The organism is Streptomyces luteosporeus (assembly GCF_039532865.1).
GTDB lineage: Bacteria > Actinomycetota > Actinomycetes > Streptomycetales > Streptomycetaceae > Streptomyces > Streptomyces luteosporeus.
The window spans coordinates 105,756-126,124 of record NZ_BAAASL010000004.1 but is presented as its reverse complement, the minus strand read 5'-3'; the positions used below and the strand labels follow the sequence as shown (position 1 = coordinate 126,124).

The 20,369-nt window shown below is 75.1% G+C and carries 2 protein-coding genes (1 of these 2 only partly in view); both read left to right on the top strand.

The genetic code is table 11. The features are described 5' to 3' along the window. Positions 1–5,562, top strand: the 3' portion of a protein-coding gene (locus ABD361_RS06380) for an amino acid adenylation domain-containing protein (protein WP_344433780.1). 9,939 nt of this gene lie to the left of the window's left edge; the window shows 5,562 of its 15,501 coding nt (coding positions 9,940–15,501); its start codon lies off the left edge, out of view; it ends in the stop codon at positions 5,560–5,562. Continuing rightward, entirely contained in the window at positions 5,562–20,369 is a 14,808-nt protein-coding gene (locus ABD361_RS06375) for an amino acid adenylation domain-containing protein (RefSeq protein WP_425583159.1), read from the top strand. The genes ABD361_RS06380 and ABD361_RS06375 overlap by 1 nt, the downstream gene beginning before the upstream one ends.

The window sequence follows — 20,369 nt, the reverse complement described above, 5'->3', positions numbered from 1 at the left end:
TCGCAGGGCCGCCGGCTGATCAACGCCTACGGCCCCAGCGAGGCGACCGTCGCCGCCACCATGAGCCGGCCGCAGACCGGAGCGGTGCACCCGCCCATCGGAACGCCGCTGTGGAACACCCGGGCCTACGTGCTCGACGCCTTCCTGCGCCCGGTCCCGGCCGGCGTCACCGGCGAGCTCTACCTCGCCGGCGACGGCCTGGCCCGCGGCTACCTCGGGCGCCCCGGCCTGACCGCCCAGCGGTTCGTCGCCGACCCCTTCGGCCCCGCCGGCGGCCGGCTGTACCGCACCGGCGACCTGGTGCGCTGGAACGCCGACGGCGAGCTGGAGTTCGCCGGCCGCGCCGACGACCAGGTCAAGATCCGCGGCTTCCGCATCGAACTGGGCGAGATCGAGGCCGTCCTCGCCGGCCACCCCGAGGCCGCGCACACCGCCGTCAAGGTCCACCGCGACGCCACCGGCCGCGACCTGCTCGCCGCCTACGTCGTCCCGGCCCCCGGCACCGCGCCCACCACGGAGTCGCTGCGCGAGCACCTGGCGCGGCAGCTGCCCGAGTACATGGTCCCCGCCACCTTCACCCCGCTCGCCGAACTCCCCCTGAGCTCCAACGGAAAGGTCGACCGCCGGGCCCTGCCCGACCCCGAGCCCCTCACCCGCACCACCGGCCGCGCCCCGCGCGACGCCAAGGAACAGCTGCTGTGCGAGCTGATCGGCGACCTGCTCGGCATCGCCACCGTCACCATCGACGACGGCTTCTTCGACCTGGGCGGCGACAGCATCGTCTCCATCCAGCTGGTGAGCCGGGCCCTGGAGGCCGGTCTGGAGTTCACGGCCGCCGACGTGCTGCGCCACCGCACCATCGAGGAACTGGCCGCCGCAGCCACCGGCCCGGAGCCCGCCGCCGAGCCGCCCGCCGACGACGCCGGCACCGGCGAGGTCCCGCTCGGCCCGGCCGCGCACGCCCTGCGCGAACGCGGCGGCCCCGTCGGCCGCTCGGTGGCCACCGCCGTCCTCGCCCTGCCCCCGGGCGCCAGCCACGAGCTGGTCACCGGGGCCGTCCAGGCCCTGCTCGACCACCACGACGCGCTGCGGCTGCGCCTGCACCGCCGCGCCGGCAACCTCGTGTGGGGCCTGGAGGTCCTGCCGCGCACCGACGTCCGTGCCGAGGCCCTCGTCACACGCGTCGCCGCCGACGGCACGGACGCCGCCGCCCGGGCCGCCCTGCTCGCCGAGCAGGAGACCGCCGCCCGGACCGCCGCCGACCCCGAGCAGGGCGCCGCCCTGCACGCCGTCTGGCTCGACGGCGGTGCGACGCAGGAACACCGCCTGGTGCTCGCGGTCCACCACCTCGCCGCCGACACCGCCTCCTGGCGGATCCTCACCGAGGACCTGCGCACCGCCTACCGGGCCCTGGAGGCGGGCCGCACGCCCCAGCTGCCGCCCGTGGCCACCTCCTACCGGGCCTGGGCCGAGGCCACCGCCGCCGCGGCCGCCGACCCCGGCCTGATCGACGAGCTCGAGCGGTGGACCGAGGTCATCGGCACCGGCACCGCGCCCCTGGCCGACCGTCCCCTCGACGCGCGCCGGGACACCGCGGCCACCGCCCGCCACCACGACCTCGCCCTGAGCACCGAGGAGTCCCGCGCCCTGCTGGGCGCCGTCCCGGAGCGCTTCGGCACCGGCGTACGGGAGGTCCTGCTGGGCGCCCTGACCACCGCCGTCGGCCGGTGGCGCACCCGGCACGGCCGCCCCGGCGGCAGCGAGGTCCTGGTCGCGCTCGACGCCGACGACCGCACCCCGGCCGCCGGCGAGGTCACCCGCACCGTGGGCCGCGTCGGCGCCCCGTACCCCGTCCGCCTCGGCGACGCCGCCGAACCGGCGGCCACCGGCGCCGCGGCAGCCCTGGTCAAGCAGGTCAAGGAGCAGCTCGCCGCCGTCCCCGGCCACGGCCTGGGCCACGGACTGCTGCGCCACCTCAACCCGCAGACGGTCCCGCTGCTCGCCCCCCTCGGCGCGCCGCAGGTGCGCTTCGGCCACCGGGGCGCCTGCGCGGCGGCGCTCGCCGACGGATCCGTGCCGCTCGACGCCACCGGCGCCGTGCGCGAGACGGTCCTCGAGGATGCGGCCATGCCGCTCGCCCACGCCCTCGACGTCGACGTCCGCGTCGACGAGCACCCCGGCGGCCCGCGCCTCGCGGCCCGCTGGACGTGGCCCGCGGAGCTGTTCGCGGAAGGGGACGTCGAGGAACTGGCCGGCCTGTGGCGCGAGGCCCTCGAAGCGCTCGCCGCCGACGAGGGCACCACGGCCGGCCGCACGCCCTCCGACTTCCCGCTCGTCGACCTCGAACAGCGCGACATCGACCTGCTGGAACGCGACGGCCGCGCCCTGGCCGACGTGCTCCCGCTCGCCCCGCTGCAGGAGGGCCTGCTCTTCCACTCCCTCTACGACCAGCGCGGAGCGGACGTCTACACCGTCCAGTTCGGCCTGGACCTCGAAGGCGACCCGAGCACCGAGGTCCTGCGCGCGGCCGTCGGCGCCCTGCTGCGGCGCCACGCCAACCTGCGGGCCGGCTTCGCCCACGAAGGACTGACCCACCCCGTGCAGTTCGTCCCCGCCGAGGCCAAGCTGCCCTGGAGCGAGAGCGACCTGTCCACCCTGGGCGAGGCCGAGCGCACCGCCGAGGTCCAGCGCGTGATGCGCGAGGCCCGCACCGAACGCTTCGATCCCACCCGCCCGCCGCTGCTGCGCTGCGCCCTGCTGCGCCTGGGCGGCGGCCGGGCCCGGCTGGTGCTGACGCTGCACCACCTGCTGCTCGACGGCTGGTCCACGCCGATCCTGCTGGACGAGCTGATGCGGCTGTACGCCACCGGCGGTGACACCGCCGGCCTGCCCGAGGTCCGCCCCTACAGCGGCTACCTCGCCTGGCTCGGCCGGCAGGACGCGGCCGCCTCCGAGCGGGCCTGGCGCGCGGTGCTCGACGACACCGTCGAGCCCACCCTCGTCGCACCCGCCGACCCCGACCGGTCGGCGGTGGCCACCGAGAAGGTCTCCGTCACCTTCGGCGGCGACCTGGTGGCCGGGCTGACCGCCCTCGCCGGGCGGCACGGCACCACGATGAACACCGTGGTGCAGGCCGCCTGGGGACTGCTGCTGGCCCGGCTCACCGGCCGCGACGACGTGGTCTTCGGCGCGACGGTCTCCGGCCGGCCCCCGCAGGTGCCCGGCATCGAGCGGATGGTGGGCCTGTTCATCAACACCGTCCCCGTCCGCGTCGGCCGCCGCCCCGGCGAGAGCGCCGCGGACGTGCTGCCCCGCCTGTGGGAGCAGCAGGTGGACCTCACCGCCCACCAGCACATCCGCCTGGTCGACCTGCAGCGGATCGCCGGCAAGGGCGAACTCTTCGACACCCTGCTCGTCTTCCAGAACATCCCCGCCGACGGCGCCGGCTTCGGCGGCGAGCAGCAGGTGCGGGCGGTCGACCTGGAGATGAACGACGCCACCCACTACCCGCTCACCCTCGACGCCGGACTGGCCGGCGACCAGCTGCACTGCCGGCTGGGCTACCGCCCGGACCTGCTGAGCAAGGAGGAGGCCGAGGCCGTCACCGCAGCCCTGCGCGAGGTGTTCGAGGACCTCGCCGCCGACCCCGCGCGCCCCGCGGCCCCGGCCGGCGACGATCCGCTGACCGCCTGGTGGGCCGGCATCCGCACCCGGGCCGGCGACGGCACGACGGCACCCGAGGCCGCACCGCAGGCCGCCGCCCCGGCGGATCCCGCCGCATCCGCTGCCGCATCCACGGCAACGTCCGCTGCCGCGTCCGCCGCCGCCAAGGAGGCCGTCCTCGCCGCGCTCTTCGCCGAACTGCTCGGCGCCGAGGACGTCGGCCCCGACGCCGACTTCTTCGAACTCGGCGGCGACAGCATCGTCTCCATCCAGCTGGCCGGCCGCGCCCGCAAGGCGGGCCTGGTCATCAGCCTGCGGGACGTCTTCAAGCACAAGACCGTCCGTGCCCTGGCCGGGATCGCCCGCGAGGAGACGGCCGCACCGGCCGGCGGGGCCGGCGACGACGGCGTCGGCGACCTCGCCCCGACCCCGGTCATGCACGACCTGTACGAGCAGGGCGGCCCCACCGACGCCGTGCACCAGGCCGCCCTGCTGCAGGTGCCGGCCGACTGCGACGAGCAGAGGCTGGCCGCGACGCTGCAGGCGGTCCTCGACCACCACGACATGCTGCGCTCGCGGATCGTCACCGGCCCCGGCGGCCGGCGCCTGGAGGTCGCCCCCCGCGGCACCGTCGAGGCGGCCGGGCTGCTCGGCCGCATCGACATCACCGGTGTGCCGCAGGAAGAGCTGATCGACGCGGTCGCCGCGGCCCAGCGCCGGGTCCAGGGCGAACTCGCCCCGGCCGAGGGGGCGATGGTGCGCGCCGTCTGGTTCGACGCCGGCACCGCCCGGCCCGGCCGGCTGCTGGTCCTGGTGCACCACCTGGCCGTGGACGCGGTCTCCTGGCGGGTGCTGCAGGAAGACCTCAAGGCGGCCTGGGAGGCCGTCGCCGCCGGCCGCGAGATCGCGCTCGAGCCCGTCGGCACCTCCTTCCGCCGCTGGTCGCAGCTGCTGGCCGAACAGGCCGTCACCCCGGCCCGCACCGCCGAGCTGGACCTGTGGCGCGCGGTGCAGGACACCGCCGACCCGGTGCTCGGGCAGCGGCCGCTCGACCCCGCCGTGGACGTCGTGGCCACCGCCCGGCAGCTGACCGTGACGCTGCCCGACGCGGTGACGGCGCCGCTGCTGGGCCGGGTGCCCACCCTGTTCAACGCCACCGTCGACGAGGTGCTGCTCACCGCGCTCGCCCTGGCCGTCGGACGCTGGCGCGGCGAACGCGGCGGCCCGGGCGGGGGAGCGGTGCTGATCGGCCTGGAGGGCCACGGCCGGGAGGAGATCGCCGACGGCGTCGACCTCTCGCGCACCGTCGGCTGGTTCACCAGCGTCTACCCGGTCGCCGCCGACCCCGGCGACCTGGCGCAGGAGGAACTGTGGTCCGGCGGCCCGGCCCTCGGCACCGCGCTCAAGCGCGTCAAGGAGCAGCTGCGCACCGTCCCGGACAAGGGCATCGGCTACGGCCTGCTGCGCCACCTCAACCCGGACACGGCGGCCGAGCTGGCCGGCCGCCCCGCACCGCAGATCGGCTTCAACTACCTGGGCCGGTTCGCCGCGGTGGACGCCTCGGCCGCCCGCGCCGAGGACTGGGCGGCGCCGCCGGAGGCCACCGAGACCCTCGGCAGCGGCGGCGACGACGCACGGCCCCTGGCCCACGCGCTCGGCCTGAGCGCGGTGGCGCAGGACCGCCCCGACGGGGTCCGCCTCGTGGCCATCTGGTCCTGGCCCGGCGCGCTGTTCGCGCAGGCCGAGGTGCAGCGCCTGGCCGACCTGTGGTTCCGGGCCCTGGAACTGCTGGCCGAGTACGCCGACCGCCCCGGTGCCGGCGGCCTGACCCCCTCCGACGTCTCCCTGCTGGAGCTCTCGCAGGACGAGATCGACGAATTCGAAAGTGACCTGAGCTGATGGAAGGAAACAGCAACGTGGCAAAGCCTGGATTCGTCGACATCCTGCCGCTGTCCCCGCTCCAGAAGGGCATGCTCTTCCACGCCCTGTACGACGAGCAGGGCGCGGACGTGTACGTCATCCAGATGGCGCTGGACCTGCGGCGCGAGGTGGACGCGGACGCCCTGCGCGGCGCCGTCGCCGCCGTCCTGGGCCGGCACGAGAACCTGCGCGCCTCCTTCCGCAACCGCAAGTCGGGCGAGCCGGTCCAGCTGATCCTGCGGGACGCGGAGCCGGACTGGACCGAGAGCGACATCCGGCACCTGCCGGACGACGAGCGGGAGGCGGAGCTGCAGCGCCTGCTGGAGGCGGACCGCACCCGCCGGTTCGACCTCTCCCGTCCGCCTCTGCGCTTCTCCCTGATCAGGCTGGCGGACCAGGAGTACCGGTTCGTCTTCACCGCGCACCACATCCTGCTCGACGGCTGGTCCATGCCCCTGGTGCTCGGCGAGCTGATGGCCCTGTACACCAACGGCGGCGACACCGCGCAGCTGGAGCCGGTCGCGCCCTACAAGGACTACCTGGCCTGGCTGGCCCGCCAGGACCGCGGCGAGGCCGAACTGGCCTGGAAGCAGGCGCTGGCGGGGGCGGAGCCGACGCTGGTGGCCGGCCCGGCCGCGGGCGCCGCACTGCCCGAGACCCTGATCGAGCAGGTCGCGCCCGACCTGGCCCTCGCCCTCGGCGAGCGTGCCCGTGGCCTGGGCCTGACCCTCAACAGCGTCGTCCAGACGGCCTGGGGCCTGGTCCTCGGTGCGCTGACCGGACGCGAGGACGTCGTCTTCGGCGAGACCGTCTCCGGCCGCCCCCCGGAGCTGCCGAGCGTGGAGAAGATGGTCGGCCTGTTCATCAACACCCTGCCCGTGCGCCTGCGCATCGATGCGGCCCTGACCCTGGGGGAGCAGGTGCGCCGCCTGCAGGACGGGCAGGCGGACCTGCTGGCGCACAAGCACCTCGGGCTCGCGGAGATCCAGCAGATCGCGGGCACCGGCCCGCTGTTCGACGCCATCACCATCTTCGCCAACTACCCCATCGACACCGACACCCTGCAGAACTCCGCCGAGGGCATCGGGGCCGTGGCGGCCACCACCGTCGACGCCACCCACTACGCCCTCAACCTGGAGGGCACCGTCCGCGGCGACCGCATGACCGTCCGCCTGGACCACCGCCCCGACCTGTTCGCCGCCGGCGCCGGGCGCGAGGTCCTCGACGCCCTGCTGGCGGTCCTGGCGGCCTTCGCCGCCGACCCCGGCCGGCGCGTCGGCGAGGTGCCCCTGTTCACCGCCGCCGACCGGCAGCGCCTGATGCCCGCCCGGGCGGCCGGCCCCCAGGAGACGCAGGCCGGCGACGCCGCCGCGGGCGACGGCCGGCCCCGCACCGAGCGCGAGGAGCTGCTGTGCCGGCTGTTCGCCGAGGTGCTCGGCGTGGAGGCGGCATCCGTCTCCGTCCACGACAGCTTCTTCGAGCGCGGCGGCGACTCCATCGGCTCCATCCAGCTCGCGCACCGCGCCCGCAAGGAGGGCCTCGCCCTGAGCCTGCGCGAGATCTTCGAGCACCGCACCGTCGCCCGGCTCGCCGCGCTCGCCCCGGCCACCACCGCGCCCGGCACGCCCGTGGCCGCCGACGACGGCACCGGGCCGGTGGCGCCGACCCCGATCATGCACTGGCAGCTCGACCAGGGCGGCCCGCTGGACGCCTTCAACCAGACCATGACCGTGCCGGTGCCGGCCGGCCTCGACGAGGCACAGGTCGGCGCAGCACTGCAGGCCCTGCTCGACCACCACGACGCCCTGCGCCTGACACTGCGCAGCACCGGCGACGACCGGCAGCTCGAAGCCGCCGCCCGCGGCGCCGTGACGGCGGCGGACTGCCTGGTGCGCGTCGCCGGGCCGGTCACCGAGGAGGCCGCCGCGGCCGAGGTGCGGGCCGCCGTGCAGCGGCTGGCCCCGGCCGAGGGCCGCATGCTGCAGGCCGTCTGGTTCGACGACGCGGACGGCGGCGAGGGCCGGCTGGCCCTGGTCGTCCACCACTTCGCGGTCGACGGCGTCTCCTGGCGCATCCTGCTGCCCGACCTCCAGACCGCGCTCACCGCGCTGCGCGACGACGCCGAGGTGCGCCTGGAGCCCGTCGGCACCTCCTTCCGCCGCTGGTCGCAGGAGCTGGCCAAGGAAGCCGTCAGCGAGCGGCGCACCGCCGAACTCGACCTGTGGCGCACGATCCTGGACACCGACGACCCGCTGCTGGCCGACCGCAGGACCGACCCGGTGCGCGACGTGGTCGGCGTCGCGCGGCAGCTGAGCGTGACGTTGCCCGCCGAGACGACCGAGGCGCTGCTGGGCCGGCTGCCGGCGCTCTTCCGCGCCGGCCCCGACGAGGCCATGCTCACCGCCCTGGCCATCGCCGTGGCGCGCTGGCGGCGCGAGCGCGGCCGCGGCGACGGCTCCGCCGTCCTGGTGGGCCTGGAGGGCCACGGCCGCGAGGAGATCGCCGAGGGCGTGGACCTCTCCCGTACGGTCGGCTGGTTCACGAGCCTCTATCCGGTGGCCGTCGACCCGGGCCGGGCCGCGCAGGACGAGCTGTTCGCCGGCGGCCCCGCCCTGGGCGCCGCGTTCAAGGCGGTCAAGGAGCAGCTGCGCGCCATCCCGGACAAGGGCATCGGGTACGGCCTGCTGCGCCACCTCAACCCGCACACCGCGCCCGAGCTGGCCGGCCGTCCCGAGCCGCAGATCGGCTTCAACTACCTCGGCCGCATGGGCACCGCCGACGCCGCCGAGGCGGCCCGCGCCGACGAGGTGCGCGTCCGCGACCTCACCGGAGCCGGTGACGCCGCCATGCCGCTGGCGTACACCCTCGAACTGAACGCCGCCGCCGTGGAACACCCCGACGGGCAGCGGCTCGTCGCATCGTGGACCTTCTCCGGCGACCTGCTCACCGAGGACGAGGTCCGGCACGTCGCGGGGCTGTGGTTCGAGGCGCTCACCGCCCTGGCCGAGCACGCCGGCCGCCCCGGCGCCGGCGGCCTGACCCCGTCCGACCTGCCCCTGGTGAGCGTCACCCAGGAGGAGATCGAGCGGCTGGAGGCGGCTCCCGCCGGGCTCGCCGACGTCCTGCCGCTCTCCCCGCTGCAGGAGGGCCTGCACTTCCACGCCCAGTACGACGAGTCGGCCTCCGACGTCTACACCGTCCAGTCCGTCCTCGAACTGCACGGCCCGGTCGACGCCGACGCGCTGCACGAAGCCGCCCGCTCCCTGCTGTCCCGCCACGACAACCTGCGCGCCTTCTTCACCGAAGGGGAAGCCGGCCGCACCCTGCAGGTCGTCCCCCGCACGGTGGAGCTCCCCTGGGCCCTGGTCGACCTCGCCGGTCTGGACCCGCGGACGGCCGGTGCCCGGCTCGACGAGATCCTGGCCGCCGACAGCGCCCGGCGCTTCGTGCTCTCCGAGCCGCCGCTGATGCGCTGCACGCTCGTCCGGCTCGCCGAGGACCGGCACCGCTTCGTGCTGACCGTGCATCACATAGCCGTCGACGGCTGGTCGATGCCGCTGCTGGTGCGCGAGCTCTTCCAGCTCTACGGCATCCACCGGGACGGCGGTGACGCCGGCGCCCTCGCGCCGGCCGCCCCGTACAAGGACTACCTCGCCTGGCTGGCCGCCCAGGACCGCGGCGCCTCCGAGGAGGCCTGGCGCACGGCCCTGGCGGACATCGAGGAAGTCACGCTCCTGGTGCCCGGTACCGCCGCCGGCGCGCCGGCCGTGCCCGCGCGCCGCAGCACGGTCGTTCCCGACGCACTGGCCGCCGCCCTGACCGCCGCGGCCCGCGAGCACGGTCTGACGGTCAACACCCTGGTCCAGGGCGCCTGGGGCCTGGTGCTGGCCGCCGAGACCGGCCGGGACGACGTCGTCTTCGGCGCCACGGTCTCCGGCCGGCCGCCGGAGCTCCCCGGTGTCGAGGACATGATCGGCCTGTTCATCAACACCCTTCCCGTGCGGGTGCGCACCGCTCGGGGCACCACCCTCGCCGGTCTGCTGCGCACGCTGCAGGAACAGCAGGCGGGCCTCATGGCCCACCAGCACCTCGGCCTCGCCGACATCCAGCGCCTGGCCGGCACCGGCGAACTCTTCGACACCCTCGTGGTCTTCGAGAACTACCCGGTCGAGGAGGAGCCGCTGCAGCGCTCGGCCCAGGAGATCGGCCTCGTCGACGCCGAGGTCCGCGACGCCGTGCACTACCCGCTCGCGCTGCTCGCCGCCCAGCGCGGCGAGCGGCTCACCGTCGACTGGTCCTACCGCCCGGACCTGCTGGACGCCGGCCGCGTCGACGCCCTCGCCGAGCGCTTCGTGGCCGTGCTGCGCGCCTTCGCCGCGGACCCGGCCACCCCGCTCGCCGCCCTCGACCTGCTCACCCCCGGCGAGCGGCACAGCGTGCTCGACCAGTGGAACGCCACCGCACTCGAGGCGCCGGCCGAGCCGGTGACCGAGCGCTTCGCGGCGCAGGCCGCCCGTACCCCCGGCGCGATCGCCGTGGTGGCCGAGGACCGCGAGCTGACGTACGCCCAGCTCGACGCCCGCGCCGAGCGCATCGCCCACTGGCTGCGCGAGCAGGGCGCAGGCCCGGAGCGGTACGTCGCCGTACGGCTGCCGCGCACCTCCGACCTGGTCGCCACGCTGCTCGCCGTGCTCAGGACGGGCGCGGCCTACGTGCCCGTCGACCCGGAGCTGCCGGCCGAGCGCATCGCGTACATCCTGCAGGACGCCGCCCCGGTGCTCACCGTGACCGAGGAGGCGCTCGCCGGCGCCGGCCTGGAGGACCGCCCGGTCACCGGCCCGCAGGTGCGGCGCCGGCCCGGACAGGCCGCGTACGTCATCTACACCTCCGGCTCCACCGGCCGGCCCAAGGGCGTGGTCGTGCCCTGCGCAGCGATGGCCAACCTGCTCGCGGCGGTCCAGGCGCACCTGCGGCTGACCCCGGCCGACCGGTTCGCCGCCGTTGCCACCGTCAGCTTCGACGTCTCCGTGATGGAGATCTTCCTGCCGCTGCTGACCGGCGCCCGGCTCGTGCTGGCGGGCGACGGCGCCGCCAAGGACCCCGAGGCACTGGCCGCGCTCCTCGCCCGCACCGGCGCGACCGTCATGGAGGCCGCCCCCAGCCTGTGGCACGCGCTGGAGGCCGCCGTGCCCGACGCGCTGCGCGGACTGCACAAGGTCACGGCGGGCGAGGCGCTGCCCGCCGACCTCGCCGGCCGGCTCCTGGCCCTGGGCGGCGGCCTGACCAACCTCTACGGGCCCACCGAGACCACCGTCTACGCCACGGGCACCGCCGTCACCGCCGGCGAGCCCGTCACCATCGGCGGCCCGGTCGCCGGCACCCGCACCTACGTGCTGGACGCCCTGCTGCGCCCGGTGGCGCCCGGCGTCCCCGGCGAGCTCTACCTCGCCGGGGCCGGCGTGGCCCGCGGCTACCACGGGCGCCCCTCCCTGACCGCCGAGCGCTTCGTGCCCGACCCCTACGGCCGCGCGGGCGAGCGGATGTACCGCACCGGCGACCTGGTGCGGTGGACGGCCGAGGGGCACATCGACTACCTGGGCCGCACCGACTTCCAGGTCAAACTGCGCGGATTCCGCATCGAGCCCGGCGAGATCGAGCAGGTGCTCGGTGGCCATGCCGACGTGGACCGGGCCGTGGTGACCGTCCGCGAGGACCGGCCCGGCGACAAGCGCCTGGTCGCCCACGTCACCCCGGCCCCCGGCCGCACGGCCGACCCCGCCGTGCTGCGGGCCCACGTCGCGGCAGCCCTGCCCGGCTACATGGTGCCCGCCGCCTTCGTCGTCCTCGCCGAACTGCCGTTGACCCCCAGCGGCAAGGTCGACCGCAAGGCACTGCCGGCGCCGGAGCAGGGCGCGCCCGCCGGCGCCGCCGCCCCGCGCACAGCGGCCGAGGAGACGCTGGCCGCGCTCTTCGCCGAGGTGCTCGGCGTGGCCGAGGTCGGCGTCGACGAGAACTTCTTCGAGCTCGGCGGCGACAGCATCCTCACCATCCAGCTCGTCGGCCGGGCCCGCAAGGCCGGCCTGCGCTTCAGCCCGCGCGAAGTGTTCGCGCACAAGACCGTGGAGGCCCTGGTGACGGCAGTGGAAGCGGCGGAGGAACCCACCGCACGGCAGGAGGCGCCGGCCGGCGACGGAGTGGGCGACGTTCCCGTGACGCCCATCATCGACTGGTTGCGCGAACTGGGCGGCTCCATGACCCGCTTCAACCAGACCATGTCGATGCCCGCCCCCGCCGGGCTCACCGAGGAGACGGCCGCCCGGGCCGTCCAGGCCGTCCTCGACCACCACGACGCCCTGCGCATGACCCTCACCCGCATCGGCGGCGACATCGCCTGGAGCCTGGAGACCGCCCCGGCCGGCACCGTCCGCGCCGAGGACTGCCTGCGCCGGGTCGACCTGGACGTCCTGGTGCGCGCCGGGGCGAGCGAGGCCGACCTGGACGAGACCGGCGCCCGGGTCACCGCCGAGGAGCAGGCGCTGCTCGACCCCGACGCGGGCCGGATGCTGCGCTGCATCTGGTTCGACATGGGCCCCGAGGTGCCCGGCCAGCTGACCGTCGTCGCCCACCACCTGGTCGTCGACGGCGTCTCCTGGCGCATCCTCATCCCCGACTTCGAGGCCGCCTTCCAGGCCGTGCTCGCCGGCCACGCCGTCGAGCTCGAACCGGTGGGCACCTCCTTCCGCCGCTGGGCGCAGCACCTGAACTCCGCGGCCCTGGAACAGGCCAGGCTGCAGGAGCTGCCGCTGTGGAACGAGACCCTCTCCACGCCCGATCCGCAGCTCGCCGCCCGCCCGCTGGACCCGGCCCGCGACACCGTCGGCACCGCCTCGGTGCTCAGTCTGAGCCTGCCGCCCGCCGTCACCGAGCCGCTGCTCGGCCGGGTGCCGGCGGCCTACAAGGCGGGCATCAACGACGTGCTGCTCACCGCGCTGGCCGTCGCCGTGGCCGGCTGGCGGCGCGACCTGGGCGTCAGCAGCGAGTCCACCGTCCTCATCGACCTCGAGGGCCACGGCCGGGAGGAGATCGTCGACGGCGTCGACCTCTCCCGCACGGTCGGCTGGTTCACCAGCAAGTACCCCGTGCGCCTCGACCCCGGCGAGCTCCCTGCCGACGGCGCGGCCGACGACGGCCGGGCCCTGGGCGCCGCGGTCAAGCGGATCAGGGACCACCTGCGGACCATCCCCGACAACGGCATCGGCTACGGCCTGCTGCGCCACCTCAACCCGCAGACCGCCCGGGTGCTCGCCCGTCACCCGGAGCCGCAGATCGGCTTCAACTACCTCGGCAGGCTCAGCGACGCCGCCGAACCGGGTGATCCCACCGTTCCCGTGGTCCACGACCTGGCCGGCGCCCCCGACGCCGAGCTGGCCCTGCCGCACGTGCTGGACGTCAACTCCCGCACCGTCACCCGGGAGGACGGCCCCTGGCTCGCCGCCTCCTGGACCTGGCCCAAGGAGCTCTTCCCCCGGGAGTCCGTCGAGGAGCTGGCCCGGGCGTGGTTCGCCGCCCTGGAGGCGCTGGTCGCCCATGCGGAGGGCGGCTCGGCGGCCACCGGGCTCAGCCCCACCGACCTCGCGCTCGTCGACGTCACGCAGGAGGAGATCACCGCCCTGGAGAGCGAGCACCCCGGGCTCGTGGACGTCCTGCCGCTCGCGCCCCTGCAGGAAGGACTGCTGTTCCACGCCCGCTACGACGAGCGCGGCGCCGACGTCTACAACCTGCAGACCGTGCTCGACCTGCGCGGCGAGCTCGACCCCGGCCGGCTGCGCAACGCGGCCCGGGCGGTGCTCGGCCGGCACGACACCCTGCGGGCCGGCTTCCGGCCCGGCGCCCAGGGACAGTCCCTGCAGATCATCCCGCGCACCGGTGAACTCCCCTGGTCCGAGAAGGACCTGTCGACCCTCGACGAGGCCGCCCGCCGGGCCGAGCTGGACCGGCTGACCGCCGAGGACCTCGCCGCCCGGTTCGACCTCACCCGGCCCCCGCTGCTGCGCTTCACCCTCGTCCGGCTGTCGGAGCAGGAACACCGGCTGCTCTTCACCCACCACCACATCCTGCTCGACGGCTGGTCGGCGCCGCTGGTGATGGGCGAGCTGTTCGAGCTGTACGGGAACGGGGCCGACGCCTCGGCCCTGCCCCCGGCCGTCCCCTACCGCGACTACCTCGGCTGGCTGGCCGGACAGGACCGGCAGGCCGCCGAGCAGGCCTGGCGCACCGTGCTGGCGGGACTGGAGGAGCCCACGCTGCTCGCGCCCGGCACGGCCGCACGGGAGCCGGTGCGGCCCGCGGCGCTGGAGGTGCGCCTGCCCGAGGACGTCACCGCCGCGCTCGCCGCCCGTGCCCGGCGCCACGGCCTGACGCGCAACACCGTGGTCCAGGGCGCCTGGGGCCTGCTGATCGGCGGGCTCACCGGTCGGGACGACGTGGTGTTCGGCGAGACGGTCAGCGGCCGCCCGGCCGAGCTGCCGGGCGTGGAGTCCATGGTGGGGCTGTTCATCAACACCCTGCCCGTGCGGGTCCGCATCGACCGCGGCGACACCCTGCTGAGCCTGCTCACCCGCCTGCAGGAGCAGCAGGCCGACCTGCTGCCGCACAAGTACCTCGGGCTCGCCGACATCCAGCGGCTGGCCGGACTCGGCGAACTCTTCGACACCGCCACCGTCTTCGAGAACTTCCCCGTCGACACCGATGCCCTGCAGGAGTCCTCCCAGGGCCTGGGCGTGACCGACGTGCGCCTGGCCGAGGCCACCCACTTCGCCCTCGGCCTGTCCACCGCGGACAACGCCCGCTCCCTGGGCCTGACCCTCACCTACCGGCCCGACGTCCTCGACGAGGCACGGGCACGGGAGCTGGCCGGGCAACTGGTGGGCATCCTCACCGCCTTCGCGACCGATCCCACCCGGCCCGTCGCCGGCATCGACACCCTCCCCGGCACCCGGCGTCACCAGGTGCTCCAGGAGTGGAACGACACCGCGCACCCGGTACGGCACGAGACCTTCCCCGCCCTCTTCGAGAGGCAAGTGGCCCAGGACCCCGGCCGTACCGCGGTCCTGTGCGGTGGCACGACCCTGACCTACGGCGAGCTCAACGAGCGCGCCAACCGCTGGGCGCGCCTGCTCGCCGGCCGCGGCATCGGACCGGAGGACCGGGTGGCCGTCGCCGTACCGCGCTCCGTGGACTGGCTCGCCGTCACCCTCGGCGTCCTCAAGGCCGGTGCGGTGTACGTGCCGGTGGACCCCGCTCACCCCGCCGAGCGCATCACCCACCTCGTGCAGGACGCCCGGCCCGCCCTCGTGATCACCACCTCCGGTGACTCCGGCCGGCTCGCCGCCGCCGGCGTGAGCGGACCGCTGGAGACCGATGCCGCGCAGACGGCGGCGCGGCTGGCCGGGACGGGGGCGACCGACCTGAGCGACACCGACCGTGTACGGCCGCTGCTGCCCGCCCATGCCGCGTACGCGATCTACACCTCCGGCACCACCGGCCGCCCCAAGGGCGTCCTGGTTCCGCACACCGGCTTCGCGAGCCTGGCCGGCTCGCACGCCGAGCACCTGGGCGTCGACGCGGACGCACGCGTCCTGCAGCTCATCGCCCCCAGCTTCGACGTCTCCGTGGCCGACATCGCCATGACCCTGCTCAGCGGCGCGACACTGGTCCTGCCGGAAGGCAACGAACAACCCCTCGGTGACGACCTGACCACCCTGATCCGCGAGAGCGCCGCCACCCACGTCCAGCTGGCGGCCGGCACCCTGGCGACCCTGCCCGCCCACGACCTGCCCAGCCTGCGCACGCTGGTGACGGGCGGCGAGCCCTGCCCGCCCGACCAGATCGCCCTGTGGTCCGACGGCCGCCGGATGATCAACGCCTACGGGCCGACCGAGACCATGGTCTGCGCCACGATGAGCCGCCCCCTGGCGGGCCCCGTGCAGCCGCCCATCGGCCGGCCGTTGTGGAACCGCCGGGTCTACGTGCTCGACGCCCACCTGCGGCCGGTGCCCCCGGGGGTGCCGGGCGAGCTGTACATCGCCGGCGACGGCCTGGCCCGCGGCTACCTGTCGCGGCCCGCGCTCACCGCCGAGCGGTTCGTCGCCAACCCCTTCGGCTCGCCCGGCGAGCGGTTCTACCGCACGGGGGACACCGTGCGCTGGAGCGAGGACGGCGAACTGGAGTACCTCGGCCGGACCGACGGCCAGGTCAAGATCCGCGGCTACCGGGTCGAACCCGGCGAGATCGAGGCCGTCGTCGCCGCGATGGACGAGGTCGAGCGTGTCGTGGTCCAGGCTCGTGACAGCGCCCACGCCGGCCGCCGGCTCGTCGCCTACGTGGTGCCCGCCGACCCGGCCTCCTTCGACCCCGGGACCGTGCGCGAGCACTGCGCCGCCGAACTGCCCTCCTACATGGTCCCGGCCGCCGTCGTGCCGCTCGAGCGGATACCGCTGACCGGACCCGGCAAGGTCGACCACCGGGCCCTGCCCGAACCGCAGTTCCCGGGCGCCGACAGCGGCCGGGCCCCGCGCAACGAGCGGGAGGAGACGCTGGCCGCCCTCTTCGCCGAGGTGCTCGGCCTGGCCGAGGTCGGCATCGACCACGGCTTCTTCGATCTCGGCGGGCACTCGTTGCTCGCCACCAGGCTGGTCAACCGCGTCCGCAGCGCCCTCGGCGTGGAGCTGCCGGTGCGCGCGGTCTTCGAGGCGCCCACCGTCGCCGCCCTGGCCGAGCGCCTGCAGGACGCCGGAGCCGCCCGTCCGGCGCTGCGTCCCGCCCCGCGCCCGGAGGTCGTACCGCTGTCCTACGCCCAGCGCCGCCTGTGGTTCATGGACCGCACCGGCGACGACCCCGCGGGCTACAACATCCTGCTCTCCTTGCGGCTGCTGGGCGAACTCCGCACCGACGCCCTGCACCTGGCCCTCGCGGACGTCGTCGAGCGCCACGAGAGCCTGCGCACCCTCTTCCCCGTCACCGACGGCGTCCCGCGCCAGCACGTGCTCGCCCCCCACGAGGCCCAGGTGCCGCTGGCCGTCGCGCCGGCCGCCCCGCACGAGCTGGACGACGCCTTGGCCGCGGCCGCCGCCGAGGGCTTCGACCTGACCACGGCCCTGCCGCTGCGGGCCCACCTGTGGCAGCTCGGCGAGCGCGAGCACGTCCTGCTGCTGGTGCTGCACCACATCGCCGGCGACGGCTCCTCCATGGCGCCCCTCGCCCGCGACCTGCAGACCGCCTACCGTGCCCGGGTCGAGGGCCACGCCCCGCGGTTCACCCCGCTGCCTGTCCAGTACGCCGACTACACCCTGTGGCAGCGGGCGGTCCTGGGCGACGAGGAGGAAGCCGGCAGCGCCGTCTCCCGGCAGCTGGAGCACTGGCGCAACACCCTGGCCGGCCTGCCCGAGGAGCTCGCCCTGCCCTACGACCGCCCGCGTTCGGCGGCCTCCGGCAGCCGCGGCGGCGAGGTTCCCCTGGAGCTGTCCGCCGCACACGTCCGGGCCCTGGAGGACCTCGCCCGCCGCGCCGACGCGAGCGTCTTCATGGTCCTGCAGGCCCTGGTGTCCGCCCTGTTGACGCGGCTCGGCGCGGGCACCGACGTCCCGCTGGGCTCCGTCGTCGCCGGGCGCACCGACGAGGCCCTGGACGAACTCGTCGGCTTCTTCGTCAACACGCTGGTGCTGCGCACCGACACCTCCGGCCGCCCCGGGCTGCTGGAGCTGGTGCGGCGGGTCCGGGCGGCGAACATGGAGGCGTACGCCCACCAGGAGGTGCCCTTCGAGCGGGTGGTCGAGGACCTCAACCCCGTCCGCGTGGCCGGCCGCAACCCGCTGTTCCAGGTTGCCATCAGCTACCAGAACAACGAGGAGGCCACCCTCGAACTGCCGGGGCTGACCGTGGCCCCCCAGCCGCTCGGCGCGGGCCGGGCGAAGTTCGACCTCTCCTTCAACTTCGAGGAGGAGCGCGACGGCAGGGGCGCCCTGGCGGCACTCGGCGGTGTGCTGGAGTACAACAGCGCCCTCTTCGACGCCGGCACCGTCCGGTCCGTCGCCGAGCGGCTCGTCCGCCTGCTGGAGGCGGCCGTCGAGGACCCGCAGCGGCCCTTGGACGACCACGACCTGATGTCGCAGCAGGAGCGCGTCCTGCTGCTCGAGAAGGTCAACGACACCCGCCGGGAGTTCCCCGAGGGCACCGTCGCCGACGTCTTCGAGTCCTGGGTGCGACGGACCCCGCAGGCCGTCGCGGTGACCGGCGGGGGCGTCTCGCTCGACTACGCCGGGCTCGACGCCCGCGCCAACCGCCTGGCGGGCCATCTGCACGCGGCCGGCATCGGCCCCGGCTCCCGGGTCGCCGTCCTGCAGGAGCGCTCCGTCGCCCTCATCGTCTCCCTGCTGGCCGTGGTCAAGCTGGGCGCCGCCTACGTTCCGCTCGATGCCCGCCACCCGGCCGCCCGCCTGGAGCTCATCGTCCGGGAGGCCGGCTGCGGTGTGCTCCTGACGGACACGGCCTCGGCCGGTACCGTCTTCGAGCACGACGCACGGGTCGTGATGGTCGACGACCCGGCGATCGCCGCGCAGGAGCCGGTGCCGGCACCCGTCAGGCGCCACCCGGACGAACTCGCCCTGGTCATCTACACCTCCGGGTCCACCGGACGCCCCAAGGGCGTCGGTGTCACCCACCGGGACGTCGTGGCCATGGCGAGCGACGACCGCTGGCGCACCGACCACGACCGGATCCTCGTCCACTCGCCCCAGGCCTTCGACGCCCTGTCCTACGAGGTGTGGGCCGGCCTGCTGGGCGGCCACGAGCTGGTCGTCGCGCCGCCCGGGCAGCTGGACCAGCAGGGGCTGCGGAAACTGGTGACCGAGCACGGGCTGACCGCCGTCTTCCTGACCACCGCCCTGTTCAACCTGATGGCGGAGGAGGGCCCGGACTGCTTCGCCGGGCTGCGGATCGTCCTCACCGGCGGTGAGCAGGCCTCGCCCGCCGCCATGCAAAAGGTGCTGGACGCCTGTCCCCAGCTGGAGCTGGCGCACATGTACGGGCCCACCGAGACCACCACGTTCGCCACCCGCCACAGCATGCGCGCGCCGCTGAGCGTCCCGCGCAACGTGCCCATCGGCCGGCCAGTGGAGAACCTGCGCGCCTATGTGCTCGACGAGCGGCTGCGCCCGGTGCCGCCGGGCGTGCCCGGCGAGCTGTACGTGGCCGGCACCGGTGTGGCGCGCGGCTACGTGGAGCGCCCGGGGCTGACCTCGGAGCGGTTCGTCGCCGACCCGTTCGGTCCCGCCGGCGGGCGGATGTACCGCACAGGTGATCTCGTGCGGTGGGACGCCGCCGGCCGGCTCGTCTTCGTCGGACGCGCCGACCAGCAGGTCAAGATCCGCGGCCTGCGCATCGAGCTCGGCGAGATCGAGTCCGTGATCGCCGCCCTGCCCGAGGTCGCCCAGGTCGTGGTGGGCGTCCGCGAGGACGCCTCCGGCAGCCGCCGGCTGGTGGCCCACGTGGTGCCGGCCGGCGACGCGAAGGAGCTGGACGTGGCCGTCCTGAAGAAGGAGGTCACCCGGCACCTGCCCGAATACATGACGCCCGCCGCCTTCGTGGTGCTCGACGCCCTGCCGCTGACGGCCAACGGCAAGGTCGACCGGGCGCAGCTGCCGGATGCGCAGTCCGCCGGCCAGGCCGCCGGCAGGGGGCCGCGCAACCCGATGGAGGAACTGCTGTCCCAGATCTTCGCGGAGGTCCTCAAGCTGCCGCGGGTGGGCATCGACGACAGTTTCTTCGAGCTGGGCGGTGACAGCATCGTCTCGATCCAGCTCATGAGCCGCATCCGCGCGGTCTTCGGCACCGAGCTGCCGAACCAGACCATCTTCCAGACGCCGACCGTGGCGGGCATCTCCGAGCTGCTGGGCACCGGCAGCCAGGCGCAGGGCCACGGGTTCGAGGTGCTGCTGCCCCTGCGCACCGGCGGATCGCAGCCGCCGCTGTTCTGCCTGCACCCGGTCGGCGGCGTCGGCTGGATGTACACCGGACTCATGCGCCACCTCCACCGCGACTACCCGCTCTATGCCGTTCAGGCGAGGGGACTGGCGAAGGAGGAGCCGCTGCCGGCCACGCTGCCGGAGATGGCGGCGGACTACCTCGAGCGGATCCGCGAGGTGCAGCCCCAGGGGCCCTACCACCTGCTGGGCTGGTCCATGGGCGCGCTGCTGGCCCAGGAGATCGCCGTGCGGCTCACCGCCCAGGGGGAGGAGGTCGCGCTGCTGGTCAACCTCGACCAGCCGCCCATGACCGAGGAGATGATCGGCGGAGGCTTCGTGGCGGCCGACGACCAGAAGGTCCTCGGCGCGCTGCTGGACTTCGTCGGGCGTGACCCGGGCATGTTCGGCGACGGACCGCTCGAGCACGACGAGGTGATGAAGGTGCTGCGCGAGGAGGGCAGTGCGCTCGCCACCTTCGACGAGGCCCAGATCATGAGGATCGGCCGGGTGACCAACAACAACTGGGACCTCACCGTCGGGTACGTGCCCCCGGTGTACGACGGGGACATGCTGCTGATCGCCGCCACCGAGTCCGAGGACGGCGGCGACCGGGTGGCGGACACCGTCGCGGGCATCGCCCCGTACGTCTCGGGGAATCTCGAGGTGGCCCGCATCGCCTGCGAGCACCGGCAGTTGCTGCAGCCCGGCCCGGTCGCGGAGATCGGCCGCATCCTGCGCGAGAAGCTGCGCGAGGCCCAGGACTGA